A 26343-nucleotide genomic window follows, 5' to 3' on the forward strand; every position below is an offset into this window, starting at 1 on the left:
TGGTTCGATCAGATTCATCGCTACCGCAAAGCAGGCGGGAAGAACGCGGCTCAAGACGCGTCATCGTGGTGGCGGACAGGTTCGCGCAGTTCGCCGATGGCGAGCAGGTGCTTACCGTGTCGGAACTCATGACGCTGGTGTCCTCCGGCGCCGCGGCGGAGTCCGGCGCTGAATGGGTTCTCCATGCCGGCCAGGGAACAGAACGACCGGACTGGGATGCGCTCGAAGCCGCTCGTGCGGCAGCCGGCGGTTTGCGGATCCGGTTCGCGGGCCCCGCCCCTCTTGCGAGCCGGCCGGTTCCGCCGTCCGCGGTGCACAAGAACCGGGCGGAGAACGTCCTGCTGGCAGATCTCAGCAACCTGTCGAGGACGCATTGCGTCGCTGCCCTGCGGGTACACCGGAACAACGAACTCATCCTGGATCACACCGCGCGGCACGTGTCGGGCATGGTGGTCATCGAAGCCATGCGGCAGATATGCATCGCCCAATTCGAAACCGCCTATCGTCGTGACCTGCCGTCGTACGACTATGTCGGAGTCTGGCGGCGCATGAACGTCACCTTCGGGGGATTCCTCTTCGCTCTCCCCGCGACGGTGGTCTGCGAAATCGCCGACGCGGACCTGAGTACGGAGACCAACCTCCGGTTCCGGGTGGCGACGTCGGTGCGGCAGTACGACGACGTGGTGGCCTCGGCGGAGATCGAGTACTCCATGGTGCGGCAGGAACGTATCGACCGCCTGGAACGTAACAAGGCCGCGCGCGCTGTTCGAACGCAACTGGCCGGGCTGCTCGAGCCCTGACCCAGGCACCCGGACCGGCCCCTGATGCACCGATCGACGACGGAAAGGAGTGGACAATGGGCGACGTACCCGTAGCTGGCGCGCAGTCCGACTTTGATCGAGGATTGAAGCTCATCCAACAGTTGGGTGGCGTGGAACGTCCGGCGGTGCTCGATCTGTTCGAGAGCCTCAACGAGGGCGCCTTCGGTGAGGAGTGCGTCGGGTTCATCTACGGCGGTGTCTACCACCGGCCGGGGCTGTCCCTGCCGGCCCGCCAGTTGGCCACCGTCGGCGCCCTGACCGCTCTCGGTTATGCGTCCGCGCAGCTTCAATTCCACGCCAAGGCCGCGTTGAACGTCGGGTGCAGCCGACGGCAGATCATCGAGTCCGTCATTCAGGTCAGTTCGTTCGCCGGTTTTCCGGCCACGCTCAACGCGCTCACCGCGGTGAAGGCGGCGCTCGGCGCAGCCGAGGTGGCGGAGGGCCCGTCCGACGAGGCGGACCACCGGCCGGCGTCGGACGTCGAGGACCGCTACGAACGCGGCCTGCGCGTCATGGAGCAGGTCGACGGAGACGAGGGTAGGAAGGTCGTGGAGGCGCTCCAGGACGTCGCGCCCGACCTGGCCCGGTACATCATCGAGTTCACCTTCGGCGGGATCTACACCCGGCCGAACCTCGACCTGAAACATCGCGAGATCGTCACCGTGGCGGCCTGCGCGGCGCTCGGCTCGGCCCTGCCGCAACTCAAGGTGCACATCCACGGCCTGCTCAACGTCGGCGGCACCCGCCAGGAGGTCGTCGAGACGTTGCTGCACGTGGCGTTCTACTGCGGCTTCCCGGCAGCGCTCAACGCCATGGCCGCCGCGCGGGAAGTGTTCGCGGAACGGGGCGTGGGCTAGTGGCGGAACTTCGCAAGGTCCGCCTCGTCGCGGTCGACTGCGACGGGGTCCTCATCAACGACACCTACCTGGCCGTCATCGAACGATTCATCAGCAGGCACGGCGGTGACTACGACGAACAGGCCGAGCGGAGAATTGTCGGCCTGCGGGACGTGGTCGTCGCTGACCTGATCGCGGAGCTGTGCGGGCTCGAGCAGTCGAACGCCGACACCCTGGCGGCGATCTGGGCCGAGCGGGAGCAGTACCTGCGAGAGCACCCCATCAGGGTCAACGACGGTGTGCCGGATCTCCTGGCGTCGCTGCGGAAACTCGACGTCCGGGTGGTCTGCTACGGCGGTCGCACGCGCGAGCACACGTTCGACAAGTACCTGGGGCACCTCGTGGACCTTCTCGATCCCGAGGTTCCGTATGTGAGCGTCAACGAGCACCGCCCGGGCATCGAATGGATCGTTCGCGAGGTCATCGGGTGCGCCTTCGACGAGGCCGTCTTCATCGATGACGTCAGCCGGGTGGCCGAGGCCGCACGGGAGCACGGAACGGGGTTCATCGGCTTTCCCGGTGGCCCCGCACATCGGCGGCAACGGAGGTTCATGGCGGAGGCCGGCGTGCGGCACATCGTCGGGTCGCTCGACGAGATCACACCGCAGTTGCTGGCGCGCATCGATGACGAGCTGGCCACGTCGGAGCACTGGTCCACGCGACGTTGACGGATTCTGCCGACTTCAACTTGGAGCAACGGTGAAGTACTTCTGTGTGCCGCAGCCTGGTGGCGGGCTGGTCCAGCGCGAATGCGACGTCCCTGAACCCGGTCCCGGCCAGGTGCTCGTCAGGATGCGCGGGTGGTCGGTCAACTTCCGGGACCTGATGATCGCGAAGGGCCTGTACCCGAAGGCGGTGAAGGCCGACGTGGTGGCGCTGTCCGACGGGGCCGGCGAAGTCGTCCAGGTCGGCGCGGACGTTACCCGGTGGTCGCCGGGCGATCGTGTTGTCGGTACCTACTTCCCGCGGTGGGTCTCGGGTCCGGGGACCGAGGACAAGACCTCGCACGACCTCGGCGGCACGGTGGACGGTGTGCTGGCCGAGTACGTCACGTTCAGCGCGGACGCCGTCGTGGCGGTACCGGCGCATCTCGACTTCGCTGAGGCCGCGACGCTGCCCAGCGCCGGGGTCACCGCGTGGCGGGCGGTGGTCGAGGAAGGCCGTCTGGCACCGGGCCAGAACGTGCTCACCATGGGCAGCGGCGGCGTTTCGACCTTCGCCGTGCAGTTCGCCGCGCTCGGTGGCGCCCGGGTCATCGCCACGTCCGGCTCCGACGAGAAGCTGGAGAAACTGAGCGCTGTCGGCGCCGCGGACGTCATCAACTACCTGACGACGCCCGCGTGGGGCGCAGCGGCGGCGGAGCTCACTGCCGGCGGGGTGGACCACGTGGTCGACGTGGGCGGCGCCGGCACCATCGGGCAGTCGATGATCGCTGCCCGCATGGGCGGGCACATCAGCGTGGTGGGAGTGCTGACCCAGGGAACGGGCGCGGATCCGCTGATGGTGCTGGCCAAGCAGCTCACCCTGAGGGGCCTCACCAACGCCAGTCGCGAGACCTTCGAGGAGATGAACCAGGCTGTGGAGCGCCATGGCCTGCGTCCGGTGATCGACAAGCGCTTCGCGTTCGACGAGGTCGTCTCGGCATACCGGTACCTGGAGTCCGGAGCGCATGTCGGCAAGGTTGTCCTAGAGGTCGATTGAGCGCACCGTGTACTGCAGCCGCACCCCGAGATCTGGTCATGTTCGTGCTCACCTGGTGCCGCGACGTAGTCCAGGTGCGGGGTGTGGGACCTGCGCTCGCGGGCGTCGTGGCGTCAGCGCCACCACGGCGGTCGCGGATGGTGAGCGAGTGCGCGTCCGGCTCGGGCTGGCAGCCAGGCTCGATGTTTGATCTCCGCGACGGGCATCGGAAGGAGTTGCAGTCCTGGGGCGGCTCGCCGTAGCGGCGGATCGGCGGTGCTACCAGGGCGTTGGTGACCGCCCGTATCACGGCCGTGGTCACCGCGCAGGCACTCTGGACAATCACGGTCAGGACGAGGTGGTATAGCAGGTCCGGGTAGAGCCCGACCTGGCTGTGGTCAAGATCGAAGTGATCCTTACCGACCGGCAGCTTTCTTCCACCGATCAGCCATGAATGCGGCAATGATGCACATCCAGCTGTTTTCATCTTGGTTGACGCTGCTCCTCCACGAGTTGAAGGAGGAGGATCGCCGCGAGCAAGGCGGCCGCACGCTGGGACAGCAGTACAGCCTGGCCAGAAGCTTCCGGCACTTGACGGTGGGCTATGGCACGCTCACCGATGGATCGGACCTTGGCGTGCACGCGGTCGACGGCCTTCTGCCGTCGGGATGGGCGCGAATGCCGGTGATGACGCTGGAACGGGGTGCGGACCGGCCGCCGGCCCGCTGATATCCCTTGTCTGCGAACGTCAAGACCTGGGCAACGGCCAAGGCGTCGACGATGCCGTGAGTACGGGCGGCGGTCAGGTCGTGCGTCGAGCCGGGCAGCGCCTGGGAGATCCGGCGCGGCCGGCCGGCCGGGTAGGCGATGACCTGGGCGTTGACACCATGGCAATGGTGTTTGTCGGCGTGGTGGCGCCGGTCGGCTGATCCGGACAGTCGGTCGTCGGTGCGGATCAGGGTGCAGCCGTTAGATCCACAGCTTCTCGACGTACGGCTGCCGTACCTGGCGTTGGAAGGCGGGGTAGGTTTCTTCCTTCGAGCAGGATAAATTTTCTCTCCTTCCGTCGGTACGCGCTGGTCAGCGGCTTGTGCCGGCAGAAAATTGCGCGCTACCAACTGGAGTGGTGGCACAGCAGCTTGAGGCCGATAGTTGTACCAGCCGGGATGCCGACAGAGGCGGGACGCGAGCGCCGTACAGGGTCAAAGGCAACGTCAGTCATGGTGAAGTGAGCGAAGCCGCCTTCGCGGTACGTGCGCCGGATCGTCGAGGCGGTATTTCTCACATGGAGGCCACGGGGAAGGGTGATATAGAAAGTAGTTGACATCCAGCGTCCCGAAGTGGCACCGGAAAGCCGATGGAAGTTGCAACCACCTGCAGGCATTTAGCAGCCACGACTTCTCAACGGGGGAGACATGAAAGTCGGCATTTTGGGTCCATTGACCATCGGTTCGAATGAAGTCACGACGACGCCAAGTGCCGGTAAGGTCAAGAAGATGCTCGCGCTGTTGGTGCTCCGCGCAAACTCGACGGTTTCAAAGCATCAGCTGATTGAGGAAATCTGGGAGTACGACCCGCCCGCCACGGCCCACACAACGTTGCAAACCTACGTCATGCAGCTGCGCAAGATACTCGCATCATTCGACGGTGCCCCGACGTACGCGGAGACAAAGAAGACCGTCTGCACCGTGCCCGGAGGGTACCTGTTCAGGCTCGGCTCCCATGAACTCGACCTCGAGGTTTACAAGCGAGAATCGAGGGCGGGCATGCAGGCCCTGTCTCGGCAAGAGAACGAACTGGCGGCCGACCTCCTGCATCGCGCGCTGGCGAGGTGGCGCGGGGCCGCGCTAGCGGACGTGCCCAAAGGCCCCTTGCTCGAGGCCCATGTCACCCGTATGGACGAGTGTCGGCTAGGCGTGCTTGAGCAGCGGATCGAGGCCGACTTGCGGCTGGGGCGGCATCAGCACCTTCTCGGCGAACTCGTCGAGCTCACCCTTGACTATCCGCTCAACGAAAGCCTTCATGCCAAGCTCATGCTGGCGCTTTATCGGTCGGGACAACGACATCGGGCGCTGGCGGTGTTTCAGCGACTGCGCAGCACCCTGGTCGCTGAGACTGGGCTTGAGCCGACGATGAATTTGACGCAGCTCCACTACGCCGTGCTTAACTCCGAACCCTCACTGAACCTGCCGCCGCACACATCGTCGGCATCGCTTGTTGACCAGTTGATCGGGTCTCTGTCGAACGCGCCGGTGGGCGTCGCTGACTGATTAGAACCTCCCCTGGTCGCCCCTGCTCGCGCCGGCACATCTCTGAGTGCCGGCGCGAGTTTTTTGTAGACACTGGACGTGCCGCACGGCCATTCACGCTCCAGTTGTGCTCCAGCGCATGGTGCCACTATTGGCGTACAGGGTTGCTCGTCGTGGCCACAGTGGTGGTGTCGCCGCCGGGTCCGCCGACAACCGAGACGCGGCCGAGGAGTGAGTTCTGATGTCTCCGTCCAGGTCTTACCAGGCTGGTGGTCGCCGGGTCGTGATTACCGGCATCGGCGTGATAGCCCCGGGGGGGATTGGCGCAAAGCGTTTCTGGGAGCTGATTACGAGTGGGCAGACAGCCACCCGATCAATTACCTTCTTTGATCCAACGCCGTACCGGTCCCGTATCGCGGCCGAATGCGATTTCGTTCCCGAGCAGCACGGCCTGTCACCGCAGGAACTGCGGCGAATGGACCGCGCCGCGCAATTCGCTGTGGTCAGCGCGCGGGAGGCGATCGCCGACAGCGGCATCGAACCGGAGCAGTTGCCGGCCGACCGTACCGGCGTGTCGATCGGCAGCGCCGTGGGCTGCACGATGAGCCTGGAACGGGAGTACGCGGTGGTCAGTGACGGCGGACGGCGGTGGCTGGTCGATCACAGCTACGGCGTGCCCGCCTTGTACGACTACCTGGTGCCCAGCTCGCTGGCTCGTGAGGTCGCGTGGGTGGCGGGCGCCGAGGGCCCGGCGACGGTGGTCTCGGCCGGGTGCACCTCCGGTCTGGACGCGGTCGGTTACGCCGTCGATCTTATCCGCGAGGGTAGCGCCGACGTCATGATCGCCGGCGCCACGGACGCTCCGATCTCGCCGATCACGGTCGCCTGTTTCGACGCCATCAAGGCGACTTCGCCGCGGAACGACGACCCTCAGCACGCCTCCCGGCCGTTCGACAAGAGCCGCAACGGCTTCGTGCTGGGGGAGGGTGCCGCGGTCCTGGTCGTCGAGGAGTTCGACCGCGCGCGCCGGCGTGGCGCCCACATCTACGCCGAGATCAAGGGATTTGCCTCCCGGTGCAACGCCTACCACATGACCGGGTTGCGCCCGGACGGGCGAGAGATGGCAGAGGCCATCACCGCCGCCCTGGCGGAGGCGAAACTCGACCGGACCGAGGTCGACTACGTCAACGCGCATGGCTCGGGCACCAAGCAGAACGACCGGCATGAAACAGCGGCGGTCAAGCGCAGCCTGGGGCACCATGCCCGGACGATCCCGATGAGTTCGATCAAATCGATGATCGGTCACTCGTTGGGTGCCATCGGCGCGATCGAGATCGCGGCGTGTGCCCTTGCCGTGGAGTACGGGGTCGTGCCGCCTACCGCCAACCTTCATACGCCCGATCCGGAGTGCGACCTGGACTATGTGCCGATTACCGCACGCGAGCAACGCGTCGATGTGGCGCTCACGGTGGGGAGCGGGTTCGGCGGTTTCCAGAGCGCCATGGTGTTGACCGGCTCTGGGGTTCGGTCGTGAGCATTGCAGCGATCACGGGTGTCGGGGTGGTGGCGCCCAACGGCCTGGGCACAGCAGAGTACTGGTCGGCGACGTTGAACGGAACCAGCGGCATCGACCGCATCACTCGCTTCGATGCGAGCTCCTATCCGGTGCAGTTGGCCGGTGAAGTCTCCGGGTTTGCCGCTGAAGCCCATCTACCGAGTCGGCTGCTCCCGCAGACGGACCACATGACCCGGATGGCGCTGGTCGCCGCTGACTGGGCGCTGGCGGACGCGGCGGTGCAGCCCGGCGAGATGCCTGAGTTCGACATGGGCGTCGTGACCGCGAGCGCCTCCGGCGGGTTCGAATTCGGCCAGCGGGAGTTGGAGAACCTCTGGGGTCGCGGGCCCGAGTACGTCAGCGCCTACCAGTCCTTCGCCTGGTTCTACGCGGTCAATACTGGACAAATATCCATCCGTAACGGCATGCGTGGACCGAGCGGCGTGCTCGTCAGCGAGCAAGCCGGCGGCCTGGACGCCCTCGCCCACGCCCGCAGGCATCTGCGGAAGGGAACCCGACTGGTGCTGACTGGCGGAGTGGACTCCTCGCTGTGTCCATGGGGTCTGACCGCGCAAATCCCCAGTGGCCTTCTGAGCAGGTCGACCGAGCGCGGGCGGGCCTATCTGCCGTTCGACGCGGCCGCGCAGGGCTACGTGCCGGGCGAGGGCGGAGCGATTCTGGTGATGGAGGAGCTCGAAATCGCAAAGGCCGGATGTGATCGGCCCATCTACGGCGTGCTGGCCGGTTACGCGTCGACCTTCGACCCTCCGCCGAGGTCCGGCCGGCAACCGCGTCTGCGCCGGGCGATCGAGTTGGCGTTGTCGGATGCAGGGGTCGTTGCAGACGATGTCGACGCCGTGTTCGCCGACGGCGCCGGGGTCGCGGAGCTTGACCGGGTCGAGGCAGCTGCGATCAGCGCGGTGTTCGGGCCGTACGGCGTGCCGGTCACGGTACCGAAGTCCATGACCGGCCGTCTCTTCTCGGGTGGCGCTGCCCTGGATGTGGTGGCCGCGCTGCTCAGCATCCGCGACGGGGTCCTGCCACCGACTGTCGGTACCGGCCGGCCAGCCCCCGAATACCAGCTCGATCTCGTTACCGGAGCTGCGCGACCGGGCACGGTGCGAACCGTGCTCGTCCTTGCCCGCGGCTACGGGGGTTTCAACTCGGCGGTCGTGCTGACCGCTCCCCAGGTCTGACTGTCGATAGTCACAAGTGAGGAGACGACATGAGCGCGTTCACCCTGAACGACCTGATCACGATCATGCGCCGTTGCGCCGGTGAGCTGGACGAGGTCCAGCTCACCGGAGACATCGCCGACGTACCGTTCCAAGATCTCGGTTACGACTCACTCGCGCTGCTGGAAGCCACGGGCTGGATCGCGCGCGAGTACGCCGTCTCGCTGCCCGATGACGTGGTCACCAGCATCGAAACGCCGGCTGAGCTGGTGGCCTTCGTCAATGAAAAGCTCGACCGAGCGGCATGACCATGACCCAGTTATCCCACCACACGCCACAGTGGAAGGACGAGTGGGTGCTGTGTCCGTCCTGTGGGACTCTGGTGTACGGCAAGAAACTCAGCCGGCAGCTGTCGGTGTGCCCGGAGTGCGGCCACCACCACCGACTGACCGCCCTGGAACGGCTGGCCCAGTTACTCGACCCCGGGTCGGTCCGCAGCATTGTCGAGATCGCTGATGGCGGCGATCCGCTCGGCTTCGTGGACACGGAGCCGTATTCGCAGCGGTTGGAGCGGGCGAGGAGGCAGACGGGCCTCGACGAAGCCGTCATGTGCGCGCAGGGAACCATTGACGGCAACTGCGTCGTGGTAGCCGTGATGGATTTCCGTTTCCTCGGTGGAAGTCTCGGCACGGCGGTCGGCGAGGCGATAACCAGAGCGGCCGAACTGGCCTTGGCTGAGCGCACGCCCTTGGTGATCGTGGCTGCGTCCGGAGGCGCCCGCATGCAGGAGGGCGCGCTGTCGCTGATGCAGATGGCGAAGACCAGTCAGGCGCTGGGCCAGCTGGATGAGGCCGGAATCCTGACGATCTCCGTGATCACGGATCCGACGTACGGCGGGGTGGCGGCCTCTTTCGCCACGCTGTGCGACGTCATCCTCGCCGAGCCGGGCGCGCGACTCGGCTTCGCCGGTCCTCGCGTCATCGAGCAGACCATCCGACAACGCCTGCCCGAGGGCTTCCAGACCGCGGAGTTTCTCTTCGAACACGGCCTGATCGACGGGATCTGTCCGCGGTCGGAGTTGCGGGCGACCCTAAGCCGACTGCTCGCCGTGGCCGAGGGCGGAACCGGTCGATCGTGGCAGCCGTCCGCGGTCGAGGCCGTGCTGACGACCGAACCGAGCCAGCTTCCCGACCAGGATGCCTGGGCGGCAGTGCGCTCCGCCCGAGATCTCAATCGACCGACCACGATGGACTATGCCAACCTGGTTCTCGATCGTTTCGTCGAGCTGCACGGTGACCGGCTCGGTGAGGACTGCCCGGCGCTGATAGCTGGGGTGGGGATGCTCGAGGGTCAGGCGATCGCCCTGATCGGCCACCAGCGGGGGCATACGCCTCGCGAACTGGCGGCACGCAACTTCGGCATGCCCACGCCTGGCGGCTACCGCAAGGCCGCCCGTGTGCTGCGGCTGGCGGCGAAGTTGGGAATTCCGGTGGTCACCCTTATCGACACACCGGGCGCGTACCCCGGCATCGAGGCTGAGCAACGGGGACAGGCGTTCGCGGTCGCGGAGAACATCCGGCTGATGGCCGGTCTGCCCGTTCCAGTCATAGCCGTGATCATCGGAGAAGGCGGCAGTGGGGGAGCGCTCGCTCTCGCCGTGGCCGACCGTGTACTGATCAATTCGGGCGCGGTCTACTCCGTCATAAGTCCGGAAGGCTGCGCGGCCATCCTGTGGAAGGACGCGGCCGCGGCACCCGTAGCGGCCGCCGCGCTGGGGCTGGGTGCCAAGCAGTTGCTCCGGCTGGGCGTCGTCGACGGCGTGGTGCCCGAACCACCGGGTGGTAGCCAGGCGGACCACTGGATGGCCGCAGACCGGCTTCGCATCGTCCTCAAGGGTCTGTTGGCCGAGCTGTCGCTGATTCACCCCGCCGAACTTGTGGCAGGAAGGCGCAGGCGATTCCGTGACCTTGGTCGGACGGCTGAACCAACCTCTGTCGGCGCGGCGAAGGAGAAGCGATGACTGAGAATGCCGGCAACCTCGCAGAAGTGTTGGACGTGCTGCACCACAGCGTCGGACGGATGCTGTCGCTGTCGCCCACCACGCCGACGAACTTGCGGGTGACAGCGGGCGACGTCGGAGTCGAACTGACATGGCAGCACGGCGTAGTGGCCGGAGTGAACCTCGCCGCCGATCCCGGCGACCCGACGAACGGGCACAGTGAGCCGGTGTCCGCAGAGGATGACGCCAGGTCCTACGTCAGCGCGCCGACGGTAGGCGTCTTCTATCACGCGCCCGAGCCGGGGGCGCCGCCGCTCGTCCAGGTGGGCCAATCCGTCGACAGCGGCCAGCAGGTCGGAATCGTCGAGGCGATGAAGACCATGATCCCAGTCATCGCGGATCGCGTCGGCACGGTCGCCGAGGTACTGGTACCCGACGCGACCTCGGTCGAGTACGGGCAACGGCTGCTCGCCATCACCCCGCTGGGCGATGACTAGCGCTTCGCGGAGGAGGACCAGATGTTCGGCAAGGTGCTGATCGCAAATCGCGGCGAAATCGCTCTTCGTATCGCCAGGGCGTGCCGGGAGATGGGCATCCGGGTGGTGGCGGTGCACTCCACGGAGGACTCGGACACCGCCGTCGTGCGCTACGCGGACGAGGCGGTGTGCGTCGGTCCGGCGCCAGCCCGACGCAGCTACCTGAACATCCCGGCCATTGTCGAAGCCGCCCTGCGTACCGGGGCCGACGCGGTGCATCCGGGGTACGGTTTTCTTTCGGAGGACCCGGACTTCGCCGAGGTGTGCGCAAACAACGGCATCACCTTCATCGGACCGCCGCCGTCGGTGTTGGCCAGCCTCGGCGACAAGATCCAGGCCCGGTCGCTCATGTCGACCGCCGGCCTGCCGCTACTGCCCGGCAGCACCGGTCCGCTCGACGATACCGAGGACGCCCGTGCGGCGGCCGACGGTATCGGCTTCCCCGTGATCATCAAGGCGGCCGCTGGCGGCGGCGGCCGGGGGATGCGGGTCGTGCACGATCCCGACGATTTCGAGCGTGCTTACCTGGAGACCCGGGCAACCGCGCAGGTTCTGTTCGGTTCGAGCGCGGTGTTCGTAGAGCGGTACCTGGACAGGGCTCGCCATGTCGAGGTGCAGGTGCTCTGCGACAGTCATGGCAACGCGATCCACCTGGGCGAGCGTGACTGCACCGTGCAACGACGTCATCAGAAACTGATCGAGGAGTCACCGGCCCCAGGTCTGCCGAGCGAACTGACCGCCCGGATCGGAGAGGCAGCCGTACGTGGTGCCCTCGCCGCCGGGTATGTCGGGGCCGGTACCTTCGAGTTCCTCGTCGACTACTCCGGATGCTTCTATTTCATGGAGGTCAACCCTCGGATCCAGGTCGAGCACCCGGTCACGGAGATGGTGACCGGAGTCGATCTGGTTCGCGAGCAGTTGAGGGTGGCCGCCGGCGAGCGGTTGGGGCTGCGGCAGTCCGAGGTTTCTCGCATTGGCGCCGCGATCGAATGTCGGATCAACGCGGAGAACCCCGCGCTCGACTTCGTCCCGACACCCGGCCTGCTGACCGAGGTGGTGTGGCCCAGCGGTCCGTTCGTCCGGGTGGACACCCACCTGAGCAGCGGTTCCCGGGTCTCATCCGCCTACGACTCGTTGCTCGCCAAGCTGATCGTGGTGGGGGCTGATCGTGCCCAGGCGCTGGCCAGAATGCGCAGGGCCCTCGCCGAACTCCACGTGGCCGGTCCGGGAGTACACACTACCCGGGACTTTCTCGGACAGGTGCTGGAGCATCCCAGCTTCGTGCGCGCCGAGCACAGCACCGTACTCGTCGATCACATCGTCACCACCGGCGTTGGCAACATTTCCCGAAGGTAATAGCAGTGGCAGAGAAGGGAAGTCGGATGACTCAGGGGCGCATCGACACGCATCATCACGTGCTGCCTCCGCAGTACCGCAATTGGCTTATCGACAAAGGGCTGTACAAGGCGCGGCCCGTGCCGTGGAGCGTATCTGGGACCGTCGCGATGATGGACGAGGCGGCGATTCAGACGGCGGTCGTCTCGACGGCGCCGATCGGTCTGCGGCTCGACCCCGAGGACCAGGCGCCGAAGGCGCGCGAGGTGAACGAGTACACCGCCGAGATGGTGAAGGACCGTCCGGACCGGTTCGGCTTCTTCGCGACCCTACCGCTGCCGAACGTGGAGGCCGCGCTGGAGGAGATCCGGTTCAGTTACGACGAGCTGAACGCTGACGGCGTGCTGATTCCTACCAACGTGCACGGCCGCTACCTCGGCGACCCCGAGTTTGAGCCGGTCTTTGAAGAGCTCAACCGCCGCAACGCGGTAATTTTCACCCACCCGACCGGTGTCGGCGGAACGCCGGCGCCGGGCATCCCGTCCTATGTCGCCGACTATCTGCTGGACACCGTGCGTACCGCCATCGACCTCGTTCGGACCGGCCGGACCGTGCGATTCAGTAACCTCAAGATAATCCTCTCCCACGGGGGCGGCTTCGTCCCGTTCGCCGCCCACCGGATGGCTACCGCCCCAGCCACATGGGGCGATCTGACCACCGCTGAGGTGGTGGAGCAGCTGCGCTCCTTCTACTTCGATCTGGCGCTCACCGCGAGCCCGTCGAGCCTGCCCAGCCTGCTGGCGTTCGCCAAGCCCGGGCACCTGCTCTACGGCAGTGACTGGCCGTTCGCCGAGGAGGAGATCCCCTACTACACGGGCTTCCTCGACAACCACCCGATGTCGGAAGAGGAGCGGGCAGCCATCAACTACGGCAACGCCCAAGCGCTCTTCGCTCGCATCATGCGCTGAGCCGGACAAGCAATCGGGGCCGCCCACCACGCCGGTGGGCGGCCCCTTCGGCCGCGGGTGACGGTTCGGTCAGAGGTCGTCCCTGGTCACCAGGCGCCGACGTACCAGCAGTCGGCCGTCCCGGCGGACGAGCTCGTCCTCGGCGGACGTGCACCGGTGAATCACCGGATCGCCACCTTTCGGTGTGCGGATGACCAACGCGTAGTAGCGGGCGCGGATCACCCCGTCCCGCTCGTCATCGACGGCGAGCATGCCGAACCAGTGCCGGTGCACCACACCGGCCGCGGCGAGGTCCGCTGCGGTGGTTCGGACCGCCTCTTCGATCGCCGCGCGGCCCACCGTGGGCCGCGGATAGGCGTTGGCGGCGAAGACGCCGTCTTCGGCGAAAGTCGCCGCCCACGTCTCCGCCTGTCCGGAGTCGATGGCGTGCATCTGTCGGGCGTAGAAGTCGTTCACCTCGGCATACAGTTTCGCGTCGGCGCTGCTGATGACGGAATCGCTCGTCACAGCCGTGCTCCCTCCTCGTGGTGCGGAAACGTCGGTCGGCGGACATGGAGATTCCAGCGTGACGTCCCGACCTGGAAACCTGCTGGAGCGTGCGGATCGGACCGTGCATTCCATCCCGGCTCCATTGCGGTACGCAAGACTGAGTCGAGCACATCAGGACTGCTCACTGCGGGAATGTGTTGCTTCATCCCGTTGCCGTGAACATTGGTCAAGACCACCTACCGGAGGAAACACAGTGGAATCTCAGGCGTCTTTCGGCCGGCGTCGCCTGTTAACCGGGGCGCTCGGCCTTGCCGCCACGGCGGCGACCGGATCCGTGATCCGTCCCGGTGCGGGCTGGTCCTCCACCGAACAGCAGACCGCGACCACCACCGCGCTGATCGTGGGGGCGGGCTACGCGGGCTGCGTCGCGGCGCTCCGTCTTGCCCAGGCCGGGGTACAGTCGGTCATCCTCGAACGCGGCCTGTCCTGGCCGATCACGCCGAACGGCACGACTTTCGCCACGGCGGCCAAACCGGACGGTCGGGCCGCGTGGTTGAGCACCACGTCGCCGTTCACCAAAGCGACCCTGCCGGTCTACACCGGCGTTCTGGAGACCTATCAAGCGAACGGGATCGCGGCGCTGGCCGGTGCCGGCGTGGGCGGCGGCTCCCTGGTCAACAGCGGTGTGATGATGGAGCCCTCGGAGAACCTGTTCAACAAGTCCTTCGGCGGCACCCTCGACTACGCGGAGATGACGCGGGTCTGGTATCCGCGGGCCCACGGCCTCATCGGCGTCGCGCAAATGCCTGAGGACGTTCTGAACTCCAGTTACTACCAGGCCGCCCTGTCGTTCTACAAGGAGATCGGGGCCGCGGGGTATTCTCCGGTGAAGCTCGACATGGCCGTCGACTGGGACACCGTGCGGCAGGAGATGGCCGGCACCAAGGTCGCGTCGTTCATCATCAACGACGGAATCTGGGGCTGCAACAGCGGAGCCAAGCGAAGCGTGGACCGTACGATCCTCGCATCCGCGCTCGCGACCGGCCGTACGTCGGTCCAAACCTTGTGCCGAGTCACGGACATCGTGCCGCGCGGCACCGGATACGTGGTCGGCTACGACCGGATCGACACCAGTGGCAATGTGGTCTCGCACGCGACCATCACGACCAAGTACGTAATCCTCGCGGCTGGCTCGCTGGGGACGACCAGGCTGCTGGTGCGCGCCAAGGCCCTGGGCCAGCTGCCCAACCTGGACTCCTCCGTCGGTACCAACTGGGGCAACAACGGCGACAACAACGCGCTGCGCACCGGCATGGCGTACAACAATCCGACACAGGGTGGACCGTCGGGTATCGCCATGACGGACTGGACCGCCAACACGGTCGGTCCGGTGACGCTGCTGAACTTCCCGTGGCGGACACCGCCTGCCGACGGTAGCGGGGCGGTCGCCACACTGGGCCTTTCCTACGTGCCGGGCCTGGGTTCCTTCGCCTACAACTCGGCCACCGACTCCGTCGATCTGACCTGGCCCGCGTCGGACCCGGCGGCCAGCAGTGTGACCCAGGCTGTGACGCAGACGCTGAACAAGCTCAATGCGGCCGATCCGCCGTCGACCACCTCGTTCGTGAACGCTCAGATGACGTCGCACACCTGTGGTGGGGTATCAATCGGACGGAGCGCCAACAGCTTCGGCGCGGTTAACGGCTACCGCAATCTCTATGTCTTCGACAGCGCGTTGCTGCCCGGATCGACCGGCGCCGTGCCCCCCGCGCTCACGGTCACCGCGCTGGCGGACCGCTGCGCCACAGCGTTGGCCGCATCCGCCTGTTGATGGCCGGAGTGGCGATGTCTCGCCACAGATCGTTCGACACCAATCCGATGGAACGGACGGAGCTTGGCATGATGGCCGATCGCGTCGCGGTGGTGACCGGTGCCACCAGTGGTATCGGGCTTGCCGTCACGAAGGTGTTGGCGGAACAAGGTATCAAGGTTTTCATCTGTGCCCGGAACAAGGATCGGGTAGCGCAGACCGTGGCCGATCTGCGGGCGAAGGATCTCGACGTGGACGGCGGCCCGTGCGACGTGCGGTCGGCTGCGGACGTGCGCTCCTTCGTGCAGGCCGCGGTGGACCGGTTCGGGCGGATCGACATTCTCGTCAACAACGCCGGTCGCAGCGGCGGTGGCGTGACCGCTCAGATCACCGACGATCTCTGGTTCGACGTGATAGACACAAACCTCAACAGCGTCTTCCTGGTCACCCGGGAGACGCTCACCACCGGCAAGATGCTGGCGGGCGAGACCGGCCGGGTCATCAACATCGCATCGACCGGTGGCAAGCAGGGCGTTGTGCTCGGCGCGCCGTACTCCGCATCCAAACACGGCGTGGTCGGCTTCACCAAGGCGCTCGGCCTTGAGCTCGCGAAGACCGGCATCACGGTGAACGCGGTCTGTCCGGGATACGTGGAGACGCCGATGGCCTCGCGGGTCCGGCAAGGGTACGCAGCGGCCTGGGACACGTCCGAGGACGACGTGCTGGAAAGGTTCAACGCCAAGATCCCCCTCGGGCGGTACTCGACTCCGGAGGAGGTGGCGGCGCTCGTGGGTTACCTGGTCCAGCCGACCGCTGCCTCGATCACGGCTCAGGCCATCAACGTCTGCGGTGGGCTGGGCAACTACTAGTCCGGATCGCTCTGAGAAAGGCTTTGTCGTGACTGAACCCATCGCAGCAGATTCCCGCTTCGTCCAGCACACCACGCGGGTTTCGGCGTCGGCCGATGTTTTGTACGAGTTGATCGCGGACGCGCCGAGTTGGCCGACCGTACTGGGCCCGACGATCCATGTGGAGCGACTGGAGTCGAACGGAGTCGACGAGGTGCTTCAACTGTGGGCGACGGCGAACGACTCGGTGCGCACCTGGCGCTCCCGCCGTCACCTCGACCCCGAGGCCCGGCGCATCTCGTTCCGGCAGGTGCAGTCTCCGCCGCCCCTGACATCCATGGGCGGCGCGTGGATACTGCGGCCGGTGGCGGAGGACGTCACCGAGGTGGTGCTCGACCATGACTTCAGCGTCGTCGACAACGACCCCGAGGCGTTGGAGTGGTTCACGACGGCGGTGGATCGCAACAGCACCGAAGAGCTCGCGGCGATGAAGCGGTTGGCGGAGAACTGGGCCGACCGGGCTGATCTGACCATGACCTTCGACGATTCCGTTCAGATCGCGGGGGACGCGGTACGGGTGTACGACTTCCTCTGTGACGCCGGACGATGGCCGGAGCGGATCCCGCACGTCTCGAGCATGGAGCTGACCGAGCCCAGCCCCGGCCTGCAGGTCATGACGATGGATACAAGCACGGCCGACGGCTCGGTGCACACCACCCGGTCGGTGCGGGTTTGCTTCCCGTCGAACCGCATCGTGTACAAGCAGGTCCAGACACCGACGTTGATGGCCGTCCACACCGGAGAGTGGATCATCGCTCCCAACGACGACGGCGTGCTGGCCACCTCTCGGCACACCGTGGTGATCCGCCCCGAGACGGTCACCACGGTCCTCGGTCCGGATGCGACAGTCGCCGACGCCAGGAAGTTCGTTCGTGAAGCGTTGGGACGCAACAGCGGCACGACCTTGCGCTACGCGAAGAACTTCGCCGAGGCGCCCGACGCCACGGCGGCGGTGTGAGGCCGGCCGTGTACGGCGACGGCGAACTCACCCGGTTTCCGCAGGCCCGGCTCGACGAGTTACTGGCGGTTTCGGCTGCCCGGCATCCGGACCGGCCGGCAATCGTGACCCCGTCCGTCACCCTCGGTTTCGCGGAGCTCGAGGCCGACGTGGCGCGGTGGGCGTCCGCGGTGCGGGCGATGGTGGGTGTCGGAAGCCGTGCTGTGGTAGCTCTGCATGCCGCGCTGGACCCGCAGCTTGCGATCGCCTACTACGGCACGATCCGGGCGGGTCACGTGGTGGCCATGCTCAATCCGCTCCTGCCGGCGCCTGTGGTTGTGCAGCAGCTGGCGCGGGTGCGGGCGCGGGTGGCCGTGGTCACCGCCCAGGTGGCCGTGACGCTCACGTCCCTGCTGGACAGGGCATCGGATCTTCAGCTGGTGGTGCTTGACGGCGACGGCCCCGCGCCGGGGATGCGGGGCCTGCTGGCCGGTGCCTGTCCGGCGCCTACCGAGCCGATCACCGCGAAAGACTGGGACGAGGTTGCCGCCATCCAGTTCACCAGCGGCACGACCGGCCGTCCCAAGGCTGTTCAATTGAGCCACCGCAACATCACGGTCAACGCCATCCAGGTGGCTCGGGCGCACGAACTGTCAGAGTCCGCGATCGCAGCTAACCACCTGCCCACCTACCACCCAATGCATCTAAACTCGGCGATCGTCGCGGGCGCCACACAGGTGCTGTGCACCATGCCGGACCCGATTGACTCGGTGGCCTTCGCGGCTGAGCACGGCGTGACTCATTACTACAGTCTGCCGGTACGGCTGTCGCACCTCGCCGAGGACGTGCGGCTGGGAGAACCGGCCGTGCCGACGCTGCGGGTGATCGCCTCCGGTGGTTCCTCGCTACCGAGGTCGTCGGCGGCAACGCTGCGTGCGCGGTTCGGCGTGCCGGTCATCCAGGGTTACGGGCTCGCCGAAACGGCTCCGCTCACGCACTCCGACGTGCTGTCCCGGCCGAAGCCCGGATCGGTGGGGCCACCGGTCGCCGACACCGAGTGCCGCGTGGTGGATCTGGACACCCGGCGTGTGGCGGCCGTCGGTGAGGTTGGAGAAGTACAGCTCCGCGGCCCGCAGCTGATGCTGGGCTACCTGGACGACGCCGATTCCGGGATAGACCCGGACGGCTGGCTCTCGACGGGGGACATCGGCCGTGTCGACGCCGACGGCTATCTGTTCCTGGTCGATCGGATCAAAGACGTGTTCAAGTGCGACAACTGGCTGGTGTCGCCGAGCTCGGTCGAACAGGCCGTCTGCGAGCAACCTGAGATCGCGGCCTGCTGTGTCGTCGACGTGCCCGATCGGTTCAGCGGCGCGGTGGCGCACGCGCTGGTCGTGCCCGACCCCGGTGACCTGCCGCCCGAACGTGTCCGGGCGTCCATCGCCGAGGCGAACGAACGACTGCCCTACTACGAACGCATACGTGACTTCCTGGTCGTGCCGAGCATCCCACGTTCGGCCAACGGCAAGATCTCCCGATCCGAACTGCGCGATCGGTTTTTCACCCGACAGCGAGACGTCCCTCTGCGTGAGAAAGGCGCCACGATGGTCACTCTGGTCAACAAGTTCGTGGTCTCCGGCGACCCGTCCGAGTTCGAGAAGATTTGGCAGGCCAGCTCGGACTTCATGCGACAGCAGCCCGGCTTCGTCAGCTTCCGGCTCGTCCGGTCACTCACCGATCCGACGGTCTACATCAACATCGCGCAGTGGGAGGACGCGGAGTCCCATCGGCGGGTGATGAGCGGCCCCGACTTCAAGTCACACATCGCCGAGCTGGCGAAGGTGGCGAAGCCCGAGCCCCACCTGTGCCAGGTGGTGATCGAGTATGGCGTCTGAGCGCGCCTGGCTGTTCCTCGCCGGCGCGACGGGACGCGTCGGGTCGGCAGCCGCCGAGACTCTCGCCAGCCAGGGAGAGAATCTGGTGCTGCACAGCTCGGGGCGCACGGAGTCGCTCACGGAACTCGCCGGGCGGCTGACCGCGCAGTACGGGGTGCACACGGTGCCCGTCACCGCGGATGTAACCGATGCCGAGCAGCTGGCCCGGCTCAACAGCACACTCGCCGAACGCGGTATAGGGGCGCTGGCCGCCCTGGTCAACTGCACCACGGCCTACACCGGTGGGGTGGCGGGCATCGCCGAGTTGACCGGCGACGAGTTCCGCAGGGTTGTCGACGCCGATCTGGTCGGTGCCTTCCTGCTGGTGCGTGAACTGCTCCCGCTGCTGATCAATCAGAAGGGCGCCAAGGTCGTCCTGTTCTCGTCGGTCGCAGGACTGCGGGGGCGCCCCGGCGCCGCTCACCTGTGCGCGGCCAAGGCCGGCGTCCACGGGCTCACGTTGGCCCTGGCGAAAGAGTTGGCGGCGCACGGCATCGCGGTGAACTGCGTGGCGCCCGGACCGATCGTCCATGCCGACCAGGGCCGGCCAACGCGTCTGCCACCGGGGGTCGCGGTCAGCACGCCCCAGGAAGTCGTCAACGCCGCGACGTACCTCGCGTCGGCCGCCAGCTCTCCGATCAGCGGCCAGGTGCTCGTGGTGAACGGAGGCGAAGTGTGAATCAGGACAGGCTCGGGCTCGACGGCAAGGTAGCGATCGTCACCGGCGCAAGCCGGGGTCTTGGCCGGGCTGTCGCGCGCAAGTTGTGCGCCAGCGGGTGCCGGGTGGTCGTCAACTACGCCACCTCGGACGACGACGCCAAAACCATGGTCGATAGTTGCCAAGGACTGGCGGGCACCGCGGTCGCGATCAGAGGCGACATGGCGGACCCCGCCGCGGTGCACCAACTCCTCGACGAGGTGCAGCGGCGGTATGGGCGCTTGGACGTGTTGGTGCACAGCGCGGCACGGTTCCAGCCGATGCCGGCCACCGGCGTGGATCCAGCCGTGGTCTTCGCCGAGCAGGCCTTGGCGCTCAACCCGCTGCTGCATGGTGCCAACCGGATCGCCGGCCTGATGAGTGACGGCGGCCGGATCATTCTGATCTCGAGTAACGGTGCGGCGCGGGTGATTCCCGGATATCTCAGCGTTGGCCTTGCCAAGGCGGCGTTGGAAAACCTTGCCCGCTACCTGGCCGTTGAACTGGCGGCCCGGAAGATCAACGTCAACGTCGTCGCCACCGCCATGCTTGACAAGGGCGACCCGGGCGTCGACCCGGGCCTGCTCGGGATGCTCGCGGCGAGGACGCCGGCCGGTCGGCTGACCAGGCCGGAGGATGTCGCGGACGCTGTCGCCCTGCTCTGCGCCGACGAAGCGCACTGGATCCACGGCCAGGTGCTGATGGTCGACGGTGGCCTCGGACTGCGGGCATAGGAACTGCGGAGGTCGCGATGACAAGCATGACTACGGACTTCTGTGTCGTTGGCGGAGGACCGGCCGGCCTGTCCCTGGCGCTGCTGCTGGCCAGGTCGGGGGCGGACGTTGTGGTCATCGAGCGGGCCCGGTCGTTCGATCGGGAGTACCGCGGCGAGATCCTTCAGCCGGGCGCGCTCGAGTTGCTGGACCAGCTCGGCGTGCTGCCGGAGATCCGCAGGCGCGGCGGCTACGAGCTGGAACGCTTCCAACTGGTCGACCACGGCAGAGTCCTGATGGATGTCGACTACCGAAGCCTGCGGAAGCCGTACAACTTCCTTCTCAGTCTGCCGCAGCGCATCCTCATCGAGGCGCTGCACCTGGCGTGTTCGGCGCAGGAGAACCTGCACCTGATCGACGGCTCGTCGGTCAATTCCCTCATTTTCGACGAGGACCGGGTCGTGGGTGCGGTGCACGGCTCCGGCGACGGGGCTCGACAGGTGTACGCGCACTGCGTGGTCGCCGCCGACGGCCGGTACTCGAAGGTGCGCCGGCTGGCCGGCATCGAGTACGACCGTATCGAGGCCTTCGAACACGACGTCCTGTGGTTCAAGATCCCCGCCGATGAGCGTCGGGTACACGAGGTGCGGGTGTACCGGGACGCCGGCAGCCCGGTGTTGCTGCACGACTCGTACCCCGACCGGTTGCAGGTGGGCTGGACGCTGCCGCACAAGGGCTACCGACGTATCGCCGAGCGGGGGATCGAGCATGTCCGCGGCGAGATCGCGAAGGCCGTGCCCCCGTATGCCGACGCGATCCGGGAACACATCACCAGCCTGACTGACCTGACGCTGCTGGACGTCTTCTCCGGCACCGCCCGGCAGTGGGCGCGAGACGGCCTGGTACTGATCGGTGACGCCGCCCACACGCATGGACCTATCGGTGCCCAGGGGTTGAACCTGGCCATTCAGGACGCGGTCACGGTCCATCCCGTCCTGATGCGCTCCCTCAACACGCGAAACGACGGCGTCGCGGTGCTGTCGGAGTTCGAGCGCCAGCGGCGGCCGTCCATCCAGAAGGTGCACGCGTTGCAGAGCCGGCAGGGCAAGGCGATGCTTTCGGCCGGGCCGGTCGCGGACGCCATCCGACCTGTGGCGGCCAAGTTGCTCTCCTACACGCCGCTGTACCGCAAGGTGCTGAACCAGATCGCCTACGGCGATCGCCCGGTACGGGTGCACTACGAACTGCTGGTCGCCTGAGGAGTCCACGATGCGCGTCATTGATATCTCGTCTCCTATCGACGCTACTTTCTGGGAGCCCGATCCGGTCAAACATGAGGTGATGAGCCCGGCGGACGGTGCTCGGCACGTCGTCGCCGAGATGCGGGAGCACTTCGGGCTCGACCTTCGGGTCGAGGATTTCCCGGGCGGCGAGTTCCTCAACAACGACTTCCTCTACTTGTCGGCGCACACCGGCACCCACATCGACGCCCCCGCGCATTACGGCTCGCGTGGCTCCTACGGCCGGCCGCGCACGGTCGACGAGCTGCCCCTCGAGTGGTTTCACAATCCGGGTGTCCTGATCGACCTCAGCCAGTTTCCTGTCGGCACCGTCGGAGCCGGTCAGCTGCGGTCCGAACTGGAACGCATCGGCTACGAGCTCTCCCCGCAGGACATCGTGCTGCTCAACACCGGTGCCAGCCGGTTGCTCGGCACCCCGGATTACTTCACAACATTTGTCGGCCTCGATCGTTCCGCGACCGAGTTCCTGCTCGACCAGGGGATCCGGGTGATCGGCACCGACGCTTTCAGCTTGGACGCCCCCTTTCCGCACATCATCAAGCGGTTCCAGGAGACGGGAGACCCCAACGTCCTCTGGCCTGCGCACATGGCCGGCCGACGCGTCGAGTACTGCCAGATCGAACGACTGGGCAATCTGACCGAGGTGCCTCGTCCGTTCGGATTCACGGTCAGTTGCTTTCCGATCAAGATCGCACGTGGCGGCGCCGGCTGGTCGCGTGCCGTCGCCCTCCTCGACGACTGACCCGACAACGCACGGAGGGTGTCATGACCGCATTCCATACCGCCGGCGGCGAGTGCAGGTACGTGCTGCTACCGCCGGGCTCCGGTGAGGACATGAATATCTTCGGCAACGCTTTCTCCATGAAGTTGAGCGGCAACGAAAGCGGTGGCTCGTTAGCGATCATCGAGGCGGTGTTTCCGCCGGGTGGCAATGCTCCGCCGCACCTGCACCGCACACACACCGAGTCCTTCTACGTTGTCTCCGGACTGTTCCGGGTGCGAACCGGCGACGAGATCGTCGAGGTGGGCAGCGGTGCCTTCTGCTATGCGCCCAGGGGCGTTCCGCACGCCTTCGAAAATATCGGCGACGAGCCCGGGACTCTGCTTAGTGTCATCAACCCCGCAGGATACGAAAACCATTTCCGGGAAATCAACGCGATTCCGCCGCGGCAGGCGAATTCGGCCGTGCTGAAGGAGATCTTCGACCGGTACGACCAGGAGCCGGCGTGATCGGGGACGGTCGGGTCGAATCGGAAGGAGCGCAGTTGGCGATGCCAACGTTGTTCGACGAGGTGAAGGTGGGTGGTGTCGTGCTGCCCAACCGGGTGGTGATGGCGCCACTCACCCGTAACCGGGCGGACCGGGACGGGGTGCCGGGCGAGCTCGCTGCTACGTACTACGCGCAGCGGGCCACCGCGGGACTGATCGTCAGCGAGGGCAGTCAGCCAGGCCCGCTCGGGCAAGGTTTTGTGAACACGCCGGGTCTGCACAGAGAGGCCCAGCTCTGGGCATGGCGGCAGGTCACCGGCGCGGTACACGCCGAGGGAGGGCGGATCTTCGCGCAGATCATGCACACCGGGCGGATAGGCCATCCCGACCTGGTTCGGCACCGCGGCTTGGCCGACGCCCGGTATCCGTTGGCGCCTTCTGCAGTGCGGCCGGCCGTCGGAATGGCGCAGACGTACGAGGGCCCGAAAGAGTATCCGTGGCCCCGGGAGATGACGCTGGCGGAGATCCGGAGCGCTGTGCGCGACTTCGCGACGGCCGCCCGCAACGCCGTCACCGCAGGCTTCGACGGCGTCGAGCTGCACGGCGCCAACGGGTGCCTGCTGCACCAGTTCCTCGCTGACGGAACGAATCGGAGGACTGACCACTACGGAGGGTCGCTGACCGGCAGGATTCGATTCGTCTGCGAGGTCACTGAGGCCGTTGCCGACGCGATCGGACCGAGCCGGGTGGGGCTACGGGTGTCACCGGGAAACCGGTTCAACGACATGAATGAGTCGGACACCGACCAGCTCTATCCAGCTCTGCTGGCGGCGGTAGCGCCTCTCGGCATCGCCTATCTGCACGTGTACGAGGTCGGCAACCGTGAGACCATCAGGCGTCTACGGGAGATCTGGCCGTCGACGTTCATGGTCAATCCGCACCCGGTCGACCGGCCGCCGGTCGACGGCACGCTGGCCCAGGAAGCGCTCGACGAGGGAGTAGCGGACCTGATCTCTTTTGGTCGTCATTTCATCTCCAACCCCGATCTGGTGGAGCGGCTCCGCGTCGGGGCGGCGCTGACCCCGCCGGACCCGTCCACGTTCTACGGCGGAGACCATCACGGCTACACCGATTACCCGGCGGCCATTCGCCTGTTGGGTCGTTGAGCGTCCGGCGCCCTGTCACGCGTCGACTGCCGGTCGCGGTCGTAGCTGTCCAGGTTGGCCAGAATGCGCTCGAGGTAGCCGGCCAGCTGGGCGCGCTCCTGCGGGCTGAACCCCGCGAGCAGCCGCACGTCCCGCTGCTGGAACTCCACTTCGATCGGTTCCTGCAACTGGCGGCCGCGGTCGGTGAGATAGATGCGGACCAACCGGCCGTCCCGGTCGTCCCTTCGCCGCGTGACGAGTCCGGTCTCCTCCATGCGCTGGGCCATGCGGACAACCGTCGGCCCGGTGATGCCGAGTCTCGTCGCCGCTTCGCCGGGAGTCAGGCCGTCGGTGAGCCATAGCTCCTCGAGCAGGAGGTTTTGTCCCAGCCGGACGTCGTACGGCCCCAGCAGGTGGGCGGCTACATCCCGCATTCTCTTGGTCGTCTTGGTGAACAGCCGTATCAGCTTGCTCTCGTCCATCCCAGCCCTCCGGTGCCCGGCCGCACCCGGCGGCCACCTACCAGATTACTTGACGCGCACTCACTAGCTGGCTAGTGTTTTTTACTAGCTGGGCATCGACTAGCTGACTACTGATATGTAATGGGGGAGTTCGTGCACAGTCGATGGATAGTGGTCTTGACGGCCGGCTGCGCGTTCTTCCTGGTGATGCTGGACGCAAGTATCGTCGGTGTTGCGCTGCCGACGATCAGCGCGGACCTGCATGCACAGCCGGCGCTGGTGCAGTGGGCGCTGCAGGGCTATCTGCTGGCCTTGGTTTCGCTGATCATGCCGTGCGGGCGATGGCTGGTCCGCGTCGGTCGTCGGGCATCGTTGATGTTCGGTGTGGTCGGTTTCGTCTGCGCCAGCGTGCTGGCAGCCGTAGCGCACAGCCTCGGGATGTTGGTGCTGGCGCGAATCGCCCAGGGTGCGTTCGGCGCGGTTGTTTTCGCCCTGGTTCCGGCGATGATCTCGGAAGCGGTGCGTCCCGAGGAGCGCGGCAGGGCCATGGGCCTCCTCGGCGTCTTCGGGCCGCTCGGAGCAGTGAGCGGGCCCGTCGTCGGAGGCTTGCTCACCTCGCGGTTCGGCTGGCCGTCAATCTTCCTGGTGAACGTGCCGGTCGGGGCCTTGGTGGCCGCGCTGGCAATGGCCGTAGTTCCGGGCGGCGGACGGCTGACACGGCCGGACCGCCACCTGCTGGTCGATGTGCTGCTGTTCGGTGCAGCGATGCTCGGGGTCATGCTGGCGGTCACGCTGAGCCCCACGGCCGGTCCGTGGTGGCTGCTCCTGCTCGTCCCGTCGGCGTTGCTCCTGGTGCTGTGGAGCAGAGCGTCGGGCACCGCCGAGGTGCTCACCGTCCTCCGGAGCCGAGAGGAGGGCACCCTTGTGGCCATGCGGCTGCTTGTGCTCACCGCGGTGGCCGTGCCGCCGTTCCTGGTGCCGTTCTACCTGACGCAGTTTCGGCATCGGTCCTCGGCGGTGGTCGGCGTGACCCTGCTGGCCATGACCGCCGCGATGGTGGCCTGGGGGCCGATGAGCGGCATCCTCGCGGACCGGTTCGGCGCCAGGCGGGTGGCGCTGGTAGGCCTGATCGCGCTGATCGCAGGCCTCGCTCTGCTCGTGAATCTGGGCACGGCGTGGAGTCCGTTGTCGCTCGCCTGGAGGCTGGGCATCCTCGGTAGCGGACTCGCGCTGTTCTCCGCGCCCAACCAGTCCGCGATCGTCGGCGCCGCGCCGGACGGACTCGCCACCGTGGCCAGCGCGGCCAGCGGCCTGGCGCAGAACCTCGGCTTCGCGTTCGGCCCGGCGCTCGCCTCGGCGGCCTGGGCATTCAGTGACTATCGATTGCCTGGCATGCGGGTCGGCTTCGCGCTGGCGGCCGCGTGCGGCGTGCTGGCACTGGCGTGCGGCCTGCACGCGCGATCCGCTCGGGTGCCGATGACCGGGGCACACATGGAATCAGCAGGAACTACCTGACCTAATCCTG

25 protein-coding genes and 1 pseudogene are annotated in these 26343 nt (G+C 66.7%); 23 read left to right on the forward strand and 3 right to left on the reverse strand.

Features of this window, described 5'->3' with window-relative positions; translation table 11 throughout:
- Positions 1–65: 65 nt before the first annotated feature.
- From HC031_RS09350 to HC031_RS09365, 4 genes are read left to right on the forward strand one after another with little or no spacing between them, the layout of a single operon-like run.
- Positions 66–800: an AfsA-related hotdog domain-containing protein gene (locus tag HC031_RS09350; protein ID WP_167924782.1), complete on the forward strand. Its 735-nt coding sequence runs from the start codon at positions 66–68 to the stop codon at positions 798–800.
- Positions 801–856: 56 nt separating this feature from the next.
- Positions 857–1678 carry a carboxymuconolactone decarboxylase family protein gene (locus HC031_RS09355; protein ID WP_167924783.1) on the forward strand — a complete coding sequence of 274 codons (822 nt, stop codon included), beginning with the start codon at positions 857–859 and terminating at the stop codon, positions 1676–1678.
- Positions 1678–2385 carry an HAD family hydrolase gene (locus HC031_RS09360; RefSeq protein ID WP_167924784.1) on the forward strand — a complete coding sequence of 236 codons (708 nt, stop codon included), beginning with the start codon at positions 1678–1680 and terminating at the stop codon, positions 2383–2385. Before HC031_RS09355 ends, HC031_RS09360 begins: the two co-directional genes overlap by 1 nt.
- 31 nt (positions 2386–2416) lie before the next feature.
- The gene (locus HC031_RS09365; protein WP_167924785.1) at positions 2417–3418 is read left to right on the forward strand and encodes a zinc-binding dehydrogenase; all 1002 of its coding nucleotides are present in this window, start codon (positions 2417–2419) and stop codon (positions 3416–3418) included.
- 462 nt (positions 3419–3880) lie between these two features.
- Here HC031_RS09365 and HC031_RS34730 read toward each other — a convergent pair.
- Positions 3881–4323: pseudogene (locus HC031_RS34730) on the reverse strand (transposase family protein); the annotation flags it as partial.
- Positions 4324–4812: 489 nt separating this feature from the next.
- Here HC031_RS34730 and HC031_RS09375 point away from each other — a divergent pair.
- From HC031_RS09375 to HC031_RS09410, 8 genes are all read left to right on the forward strand, one after another.
- Positions 4813–5667 (forward strand): AfsR/SARP family transcriptional regulator, encoded by an 855-nt coding sequence (locus tag HC031_RS09375; protein WP_167924787.1) that lies wholly within the window; start codon positions 4813–4815, stop codon positions 5665–5667.
- Positions 5668–5887: 220 nt separating this feature from the next.
- On the forward strand, positions 5888–7180 hold the full coding sequence (locus HC031_RS09380) for a beta-ketoacyl-[acyl-carrier-protein] synthase family protein (protein WP_167924788.1): 1293 nt from the start codon (positions 5888–5890) through the stop codon (positions 7178–7180).
- Positions 7177–8397, forward strand: coding sequence for a beta-ketoacyl synthase N-terminal-like domain-containing protein (locus tag HC031_RS09385; protein WP_167924789.1), 1221 nt, complete (start codon positions 7177–7179; stop codon positions 8395–8397). Before HC031_RS09380 ends, HC031_RS09385 begins: the two co-directional genes overlap by 4 nt.
- Before the next feature lie 29 nt (positions 8398–8426).
- Complete coding sequence (locus HC031_RS09390; RefSeq protein ID WP_167924790.1) at positions 8427–8684, forward strand: acyl carrier protein; 258 nt, start codon at positions 8427–8429, stop codon at positions 8682–8684.
- Positions 8685–8686: 2 nt separating this feature from the next.
- The gene (accD, locus tag HC031_RS09395; RefSeq protein WP_167924898.1) at positions 8687–10396 is read left to right on the forward strand and encodes an acetyl-CoA carboxylase, carboxyltransferase subunit beta; all 1710 of its coding nucleotides are present in this window, start codon (positions 8687–8689) and stop codon (positions 10394–10396) included.
- Complete coding sequence (locus tag HC031_RS09400; RefSeq protein ID WP_167924791.1) at positions 10393–10872, forward strand: acetyl-CoA carboxylase biotin carboxyl carrier protein; 480 nt, start codon at positions 10393–10395, stop codon at positions 10870–10872. Before accD ends, HC031_RS09400 begins: the two co-directional genes overlap by 4 nt.
- Positions 10873–10893: 21 nt before the next feature.
- Positions 10894–12267, forward strand: a complete 1374-nt coding sequence (locus HC031_RS09405) for an acetyl-CoA carboxylase biotin carboxylase subunit (RefSeq protein WP_167924792.1) — start codon at positions 10894–10896, stop codon at positions 12265–12267.
- A gap of 26 nt (positions 12268–12293) precedes the next feature.
- Entirely contained in the window at positions 12294–13214 is a 921-nt protein-coding gene (locus HC031_RS09410; RefSeq protein ID WP_167924793.1) for an amidohydrolase family protein, read from the forward strand.
- A gap of 69 nt (positions 13215–13283) precedes the next feature.
- On the opposite strand, the gene HC031_RS09415 is transcribed toward HC031_RS09410, so the two are convergent.
- Positions 13284–13721: a nuclear transport factor 2 family protein gene (locus HC031_RS09415; protein WP_167924517.1), complete on the reverse strand. Its 438-nt coding sequence runs from the start codon at positions 13719–13721 to the stop codon at positions 13284–13286.
- A gap of 235 nt (positions 13722–13956) precedes the next feature.
- Here HC031_RS09415 and HC031_RS09420 point away from each other — a divergent pair, with 235 nt between their 5' ends.
- The 10 genes from HC031_RS09420 to HC031_RS09465 all read left to right on the forward strand — a co-directional run bounded on the left by HC031_RS09420 (position 13957) and on the right by HC031_RS09465 (position 24378).
- Positions 13957–15534, forward strand: a complete 1578-nt coding sequence (locus HC031_RS09420; RefSeq protein ID WP_338090554.1) for a GMC family oxidoreductase N-terminal domain-containing protein — start codon at positions 13957–13959, stop codon at positions 15532–15534.
- A 68-nt stretch (positions 15535–15602) separates the two neighbouring features.
- Positions 15603–16382 (forward strand): SDR family NAD(P)-dependent oxidoreductase, encoded by a 780-nt coding sequence (locus HC031_RS09425; protein WP_167924899.1) that lies wholly within the window; start codon positions 15603–15605, stop codon positions 16380–16382.
- A 28-nt stretch (positions 16383–16410) separates the two neighbouring features.
- Positions 16411–17379, forward strand: coding sequence for an aromatase/cyclase (locus HC031_RS09430; protein WP_338090555.1), 969 nt, complete (start codon positions 16411–16413; stop codon positions 17377–17379).
- Positions 17376–19253 (forward strand): AMP-binding protein, encoded by a 1878-nt coding sequence (locus tag HC031_RS09435; RefSeq protein ID WP_205862470.1) that lies wholly within the window; start codon positions 17376–17378, stop codon positions 19251–19253. The genes HC031_RS09430 and HC031_RS09435 overlap by 4 nt, the downstream gene beginning before the upstream one ends.
- A complete protein-coding gene (locus HC031_RS09440) occupies positions 19243–19971 on the forward strand; it encodes an SDR family NAD(P)-dependent oxidoreductase (protein WP_167924795.1) in 729 nt (242 codons plus the stop codon). Before HC031_RS09435 ends, HC031_RS09440 begins: the two co-directional genes overlap by 11 nt.
- Positions 19968–20723 carry an SDR family oxidoreductase gene (locus tag HC031_RS09445; RefSeq protein ID WP_167924796.1) on the forward strand — a complete coding sequence of 252 codons (756 nt, stop codon included), beginning with the start codon at positions 19968–19970 and terminating at the stop codon, positions 20721–20723. Before HC031_RS09440 ends, HC031_RS09445 begins: the two co-directional genes overlap by 4 nt.
- Before the next feature lie 17 nt (positions 20724–20740).
- A complete protein-coding gene (locus tag HC031_RS09450) occupies positions 20741–21961 on the forward strand; it encodes an FAD-dependent oxidoreductase (protein WP_167924797.1) in 1221 nt (406 codons plus the stop codon).
- Between the two features lie 10 nt (positions 21962–21971).
- Positions 21972–22745, forward strand: coding sequence for a cyclase family protein (locus HC031_RS09455; RefSeq protein WP_167924798.1), 774 nt, complete (start codon positions 21972–21974; stop codon positions 22743–22745).
- Between the two features lie 23 nt (positions 22746–22768).
- Positions 22769–23233 carry a cupin domain-containing protein gene (locus HC031_RS09460; RefSeq protein WP_167924799.1) on the forward strand — a complete coding sequence of 155 codons (465 nt, stop codon included), beginning with the start codon at positions 22769–22771 and terminating at the stop codon, positions 23231–23233.
- 41 nt (positions 23234–23274) lie between these two features.
- Entirely contained in the window at positions 23275–24378 is a 1104-nt protein-coding gene (locus HC031_RS09465) for an alkene reductase (protein WP_167924800.1), read from the forward strand.
- On the opposite strand, the gene HC031_RS09470 is transcribed toward HC031_RS09465, so the two are convergent.
- Positions 24345–24839, reverse strand: a complete 495-nt coding sequence (locus HC031_RS09470; RefSeq protein WP_167924801.1) for a MarR family winged helix-turn-helix transcriptional regulator — start codon at positions 24837–24839, stop codon at positions 24345–24347. The two genes, HC031_RS09465 and HC031_RS09470, sit on opposite strands and share 34 nt — an antisense overlap.
- 120 nt (positions 24840–24959) lie before the next feature.
- Between HC031_RS09470 and HC031_RS09475 the strand changes: the two genes are divergently transcribed.
- A complete protein-coding gene (locus HC031_RS09475; protein ID WP_167924802.1) occupies positions 24960–26333 on the forward strand; it encodes an MFS transporter in 1374 nt (457 codons plus the stop codon).
- Positions 26334–26343 lie beyond the last annotated feature (10 nt).

The sequence above is a fragment of the Planosporangium thailandense genome, assembly GCF_011947195.1.
GTDB classification, from domain to species: Bacteria; Actinomycetota; Actinomycetes; order Mycobacteriales; family Micromonosporaceae; genus Planosporangium; species Planosporangium thailandense.

Coding starts and splice junctions, on each gene's coding strand:
- HC031_RS09355 (WP_167924783.1), top strand. CDS start 857: ATGGGCGACGTACCCGTAGCTGGCGCGCAGTCCGACTTTGATCGAGGA.
- HC031_RS09375 (WP_167924787.1), top strand. CDS start 4,813: ATGAAAGTCGGCATTTTGGGTCCATTGACCATCGGTTCGAATGAAGTC.
- HC031_RS09380 (WP_167924788.1), top strand. CDS start 5,888: ATGTCTCCGTCCAGGTCTTACCAGGCTGGTGGTCGCCGGGTCGTGATT.
- HC031_RS09390 (WP_167924790.1), top strand. CDS start 8,427: ATGAGCGCGTTCACCCTGAACGACCTGATCACGATCATGCGCCGTTGC.
- accD (WP_167924898.1), top strand. CDS start 8,687: ATGACCCAGTTATCCCACCACACGCCACAGTGGAAGGACGAGTGGGTG.
- HC031_RS09400 (WP_167924791.1), top strand. CDS start 10,393: ATGACTGAGAATGCCGGCAACCTCGCAGAAGTGTTGGACGTGCTGCAC.
- HC031_RS09405 (WP_167924792.1), top strand. CDS start 10,894: ATGTTCGGCAAGGTGCTGATCGCAAATCGCGGCGAAATCGCTCTTCGT.
- HC031_RS09410 (WP_167924793.1), top strand. CDS start 12,294: ATGACTCAGGGGCGCATCGACACGCATCATCACGTGCTGCCTCCGCAG.
- HC031_RS09425 (WP_167924899.1), top strand. CDS start 15,603: ATGATGGCCGATCGCGTCGCGGTGGTGACCGGTGCCACCAGTGGTATC.
- HC031_RS09440 (WP_167924795.1), top strand. CDS start 19,243: ATGGCGTCTGAGCGCGCCTGGCTGTTCCTCGCCGGCGCGACGGGACGC.
- HC031_RS09450 (WP_167924797.1), top strand. CDS start 20,741: ATGACAAGCATGACTACGGACTTCTGTGTCGTTGGCGGAGGACCGGCC.
- HC031_RS09455 (WP_167924798.1), top strand. CDS start 21,972: ATGCGCGTCATTGATATCTCGTCTCCTATCGACGCTACTTTCTGGGAG.
- HC031_RS09460 (WP_167924799.1), top strand. CDS start 22,769: ATGACCGCATTCCATACCGCCGGCGGCGAGTGCAGGTACGTGCTGCTA.
- HC031_RS09465 (WP_167924800.1), top strand. CDS start 23,275: ATGCCAACGTTGTTCGACGAGGTGAAGGTGGGTGGTGTCGTGCTGCCC.
- HC031_RS09470 (WP_167924801.1), bottom strand. CDS start 24,839: ATGGACGAGAGCAAGCTGATACGGCTGTTCACCAAGACGACCAAGAGA.
- HC031_RS09475 (WP_167924802.1), top strand. CDS start 24,960: ATGGGGGAGTTCGTGCACAGTCGATGGATAGTGGTCTTGACGGCCGGC.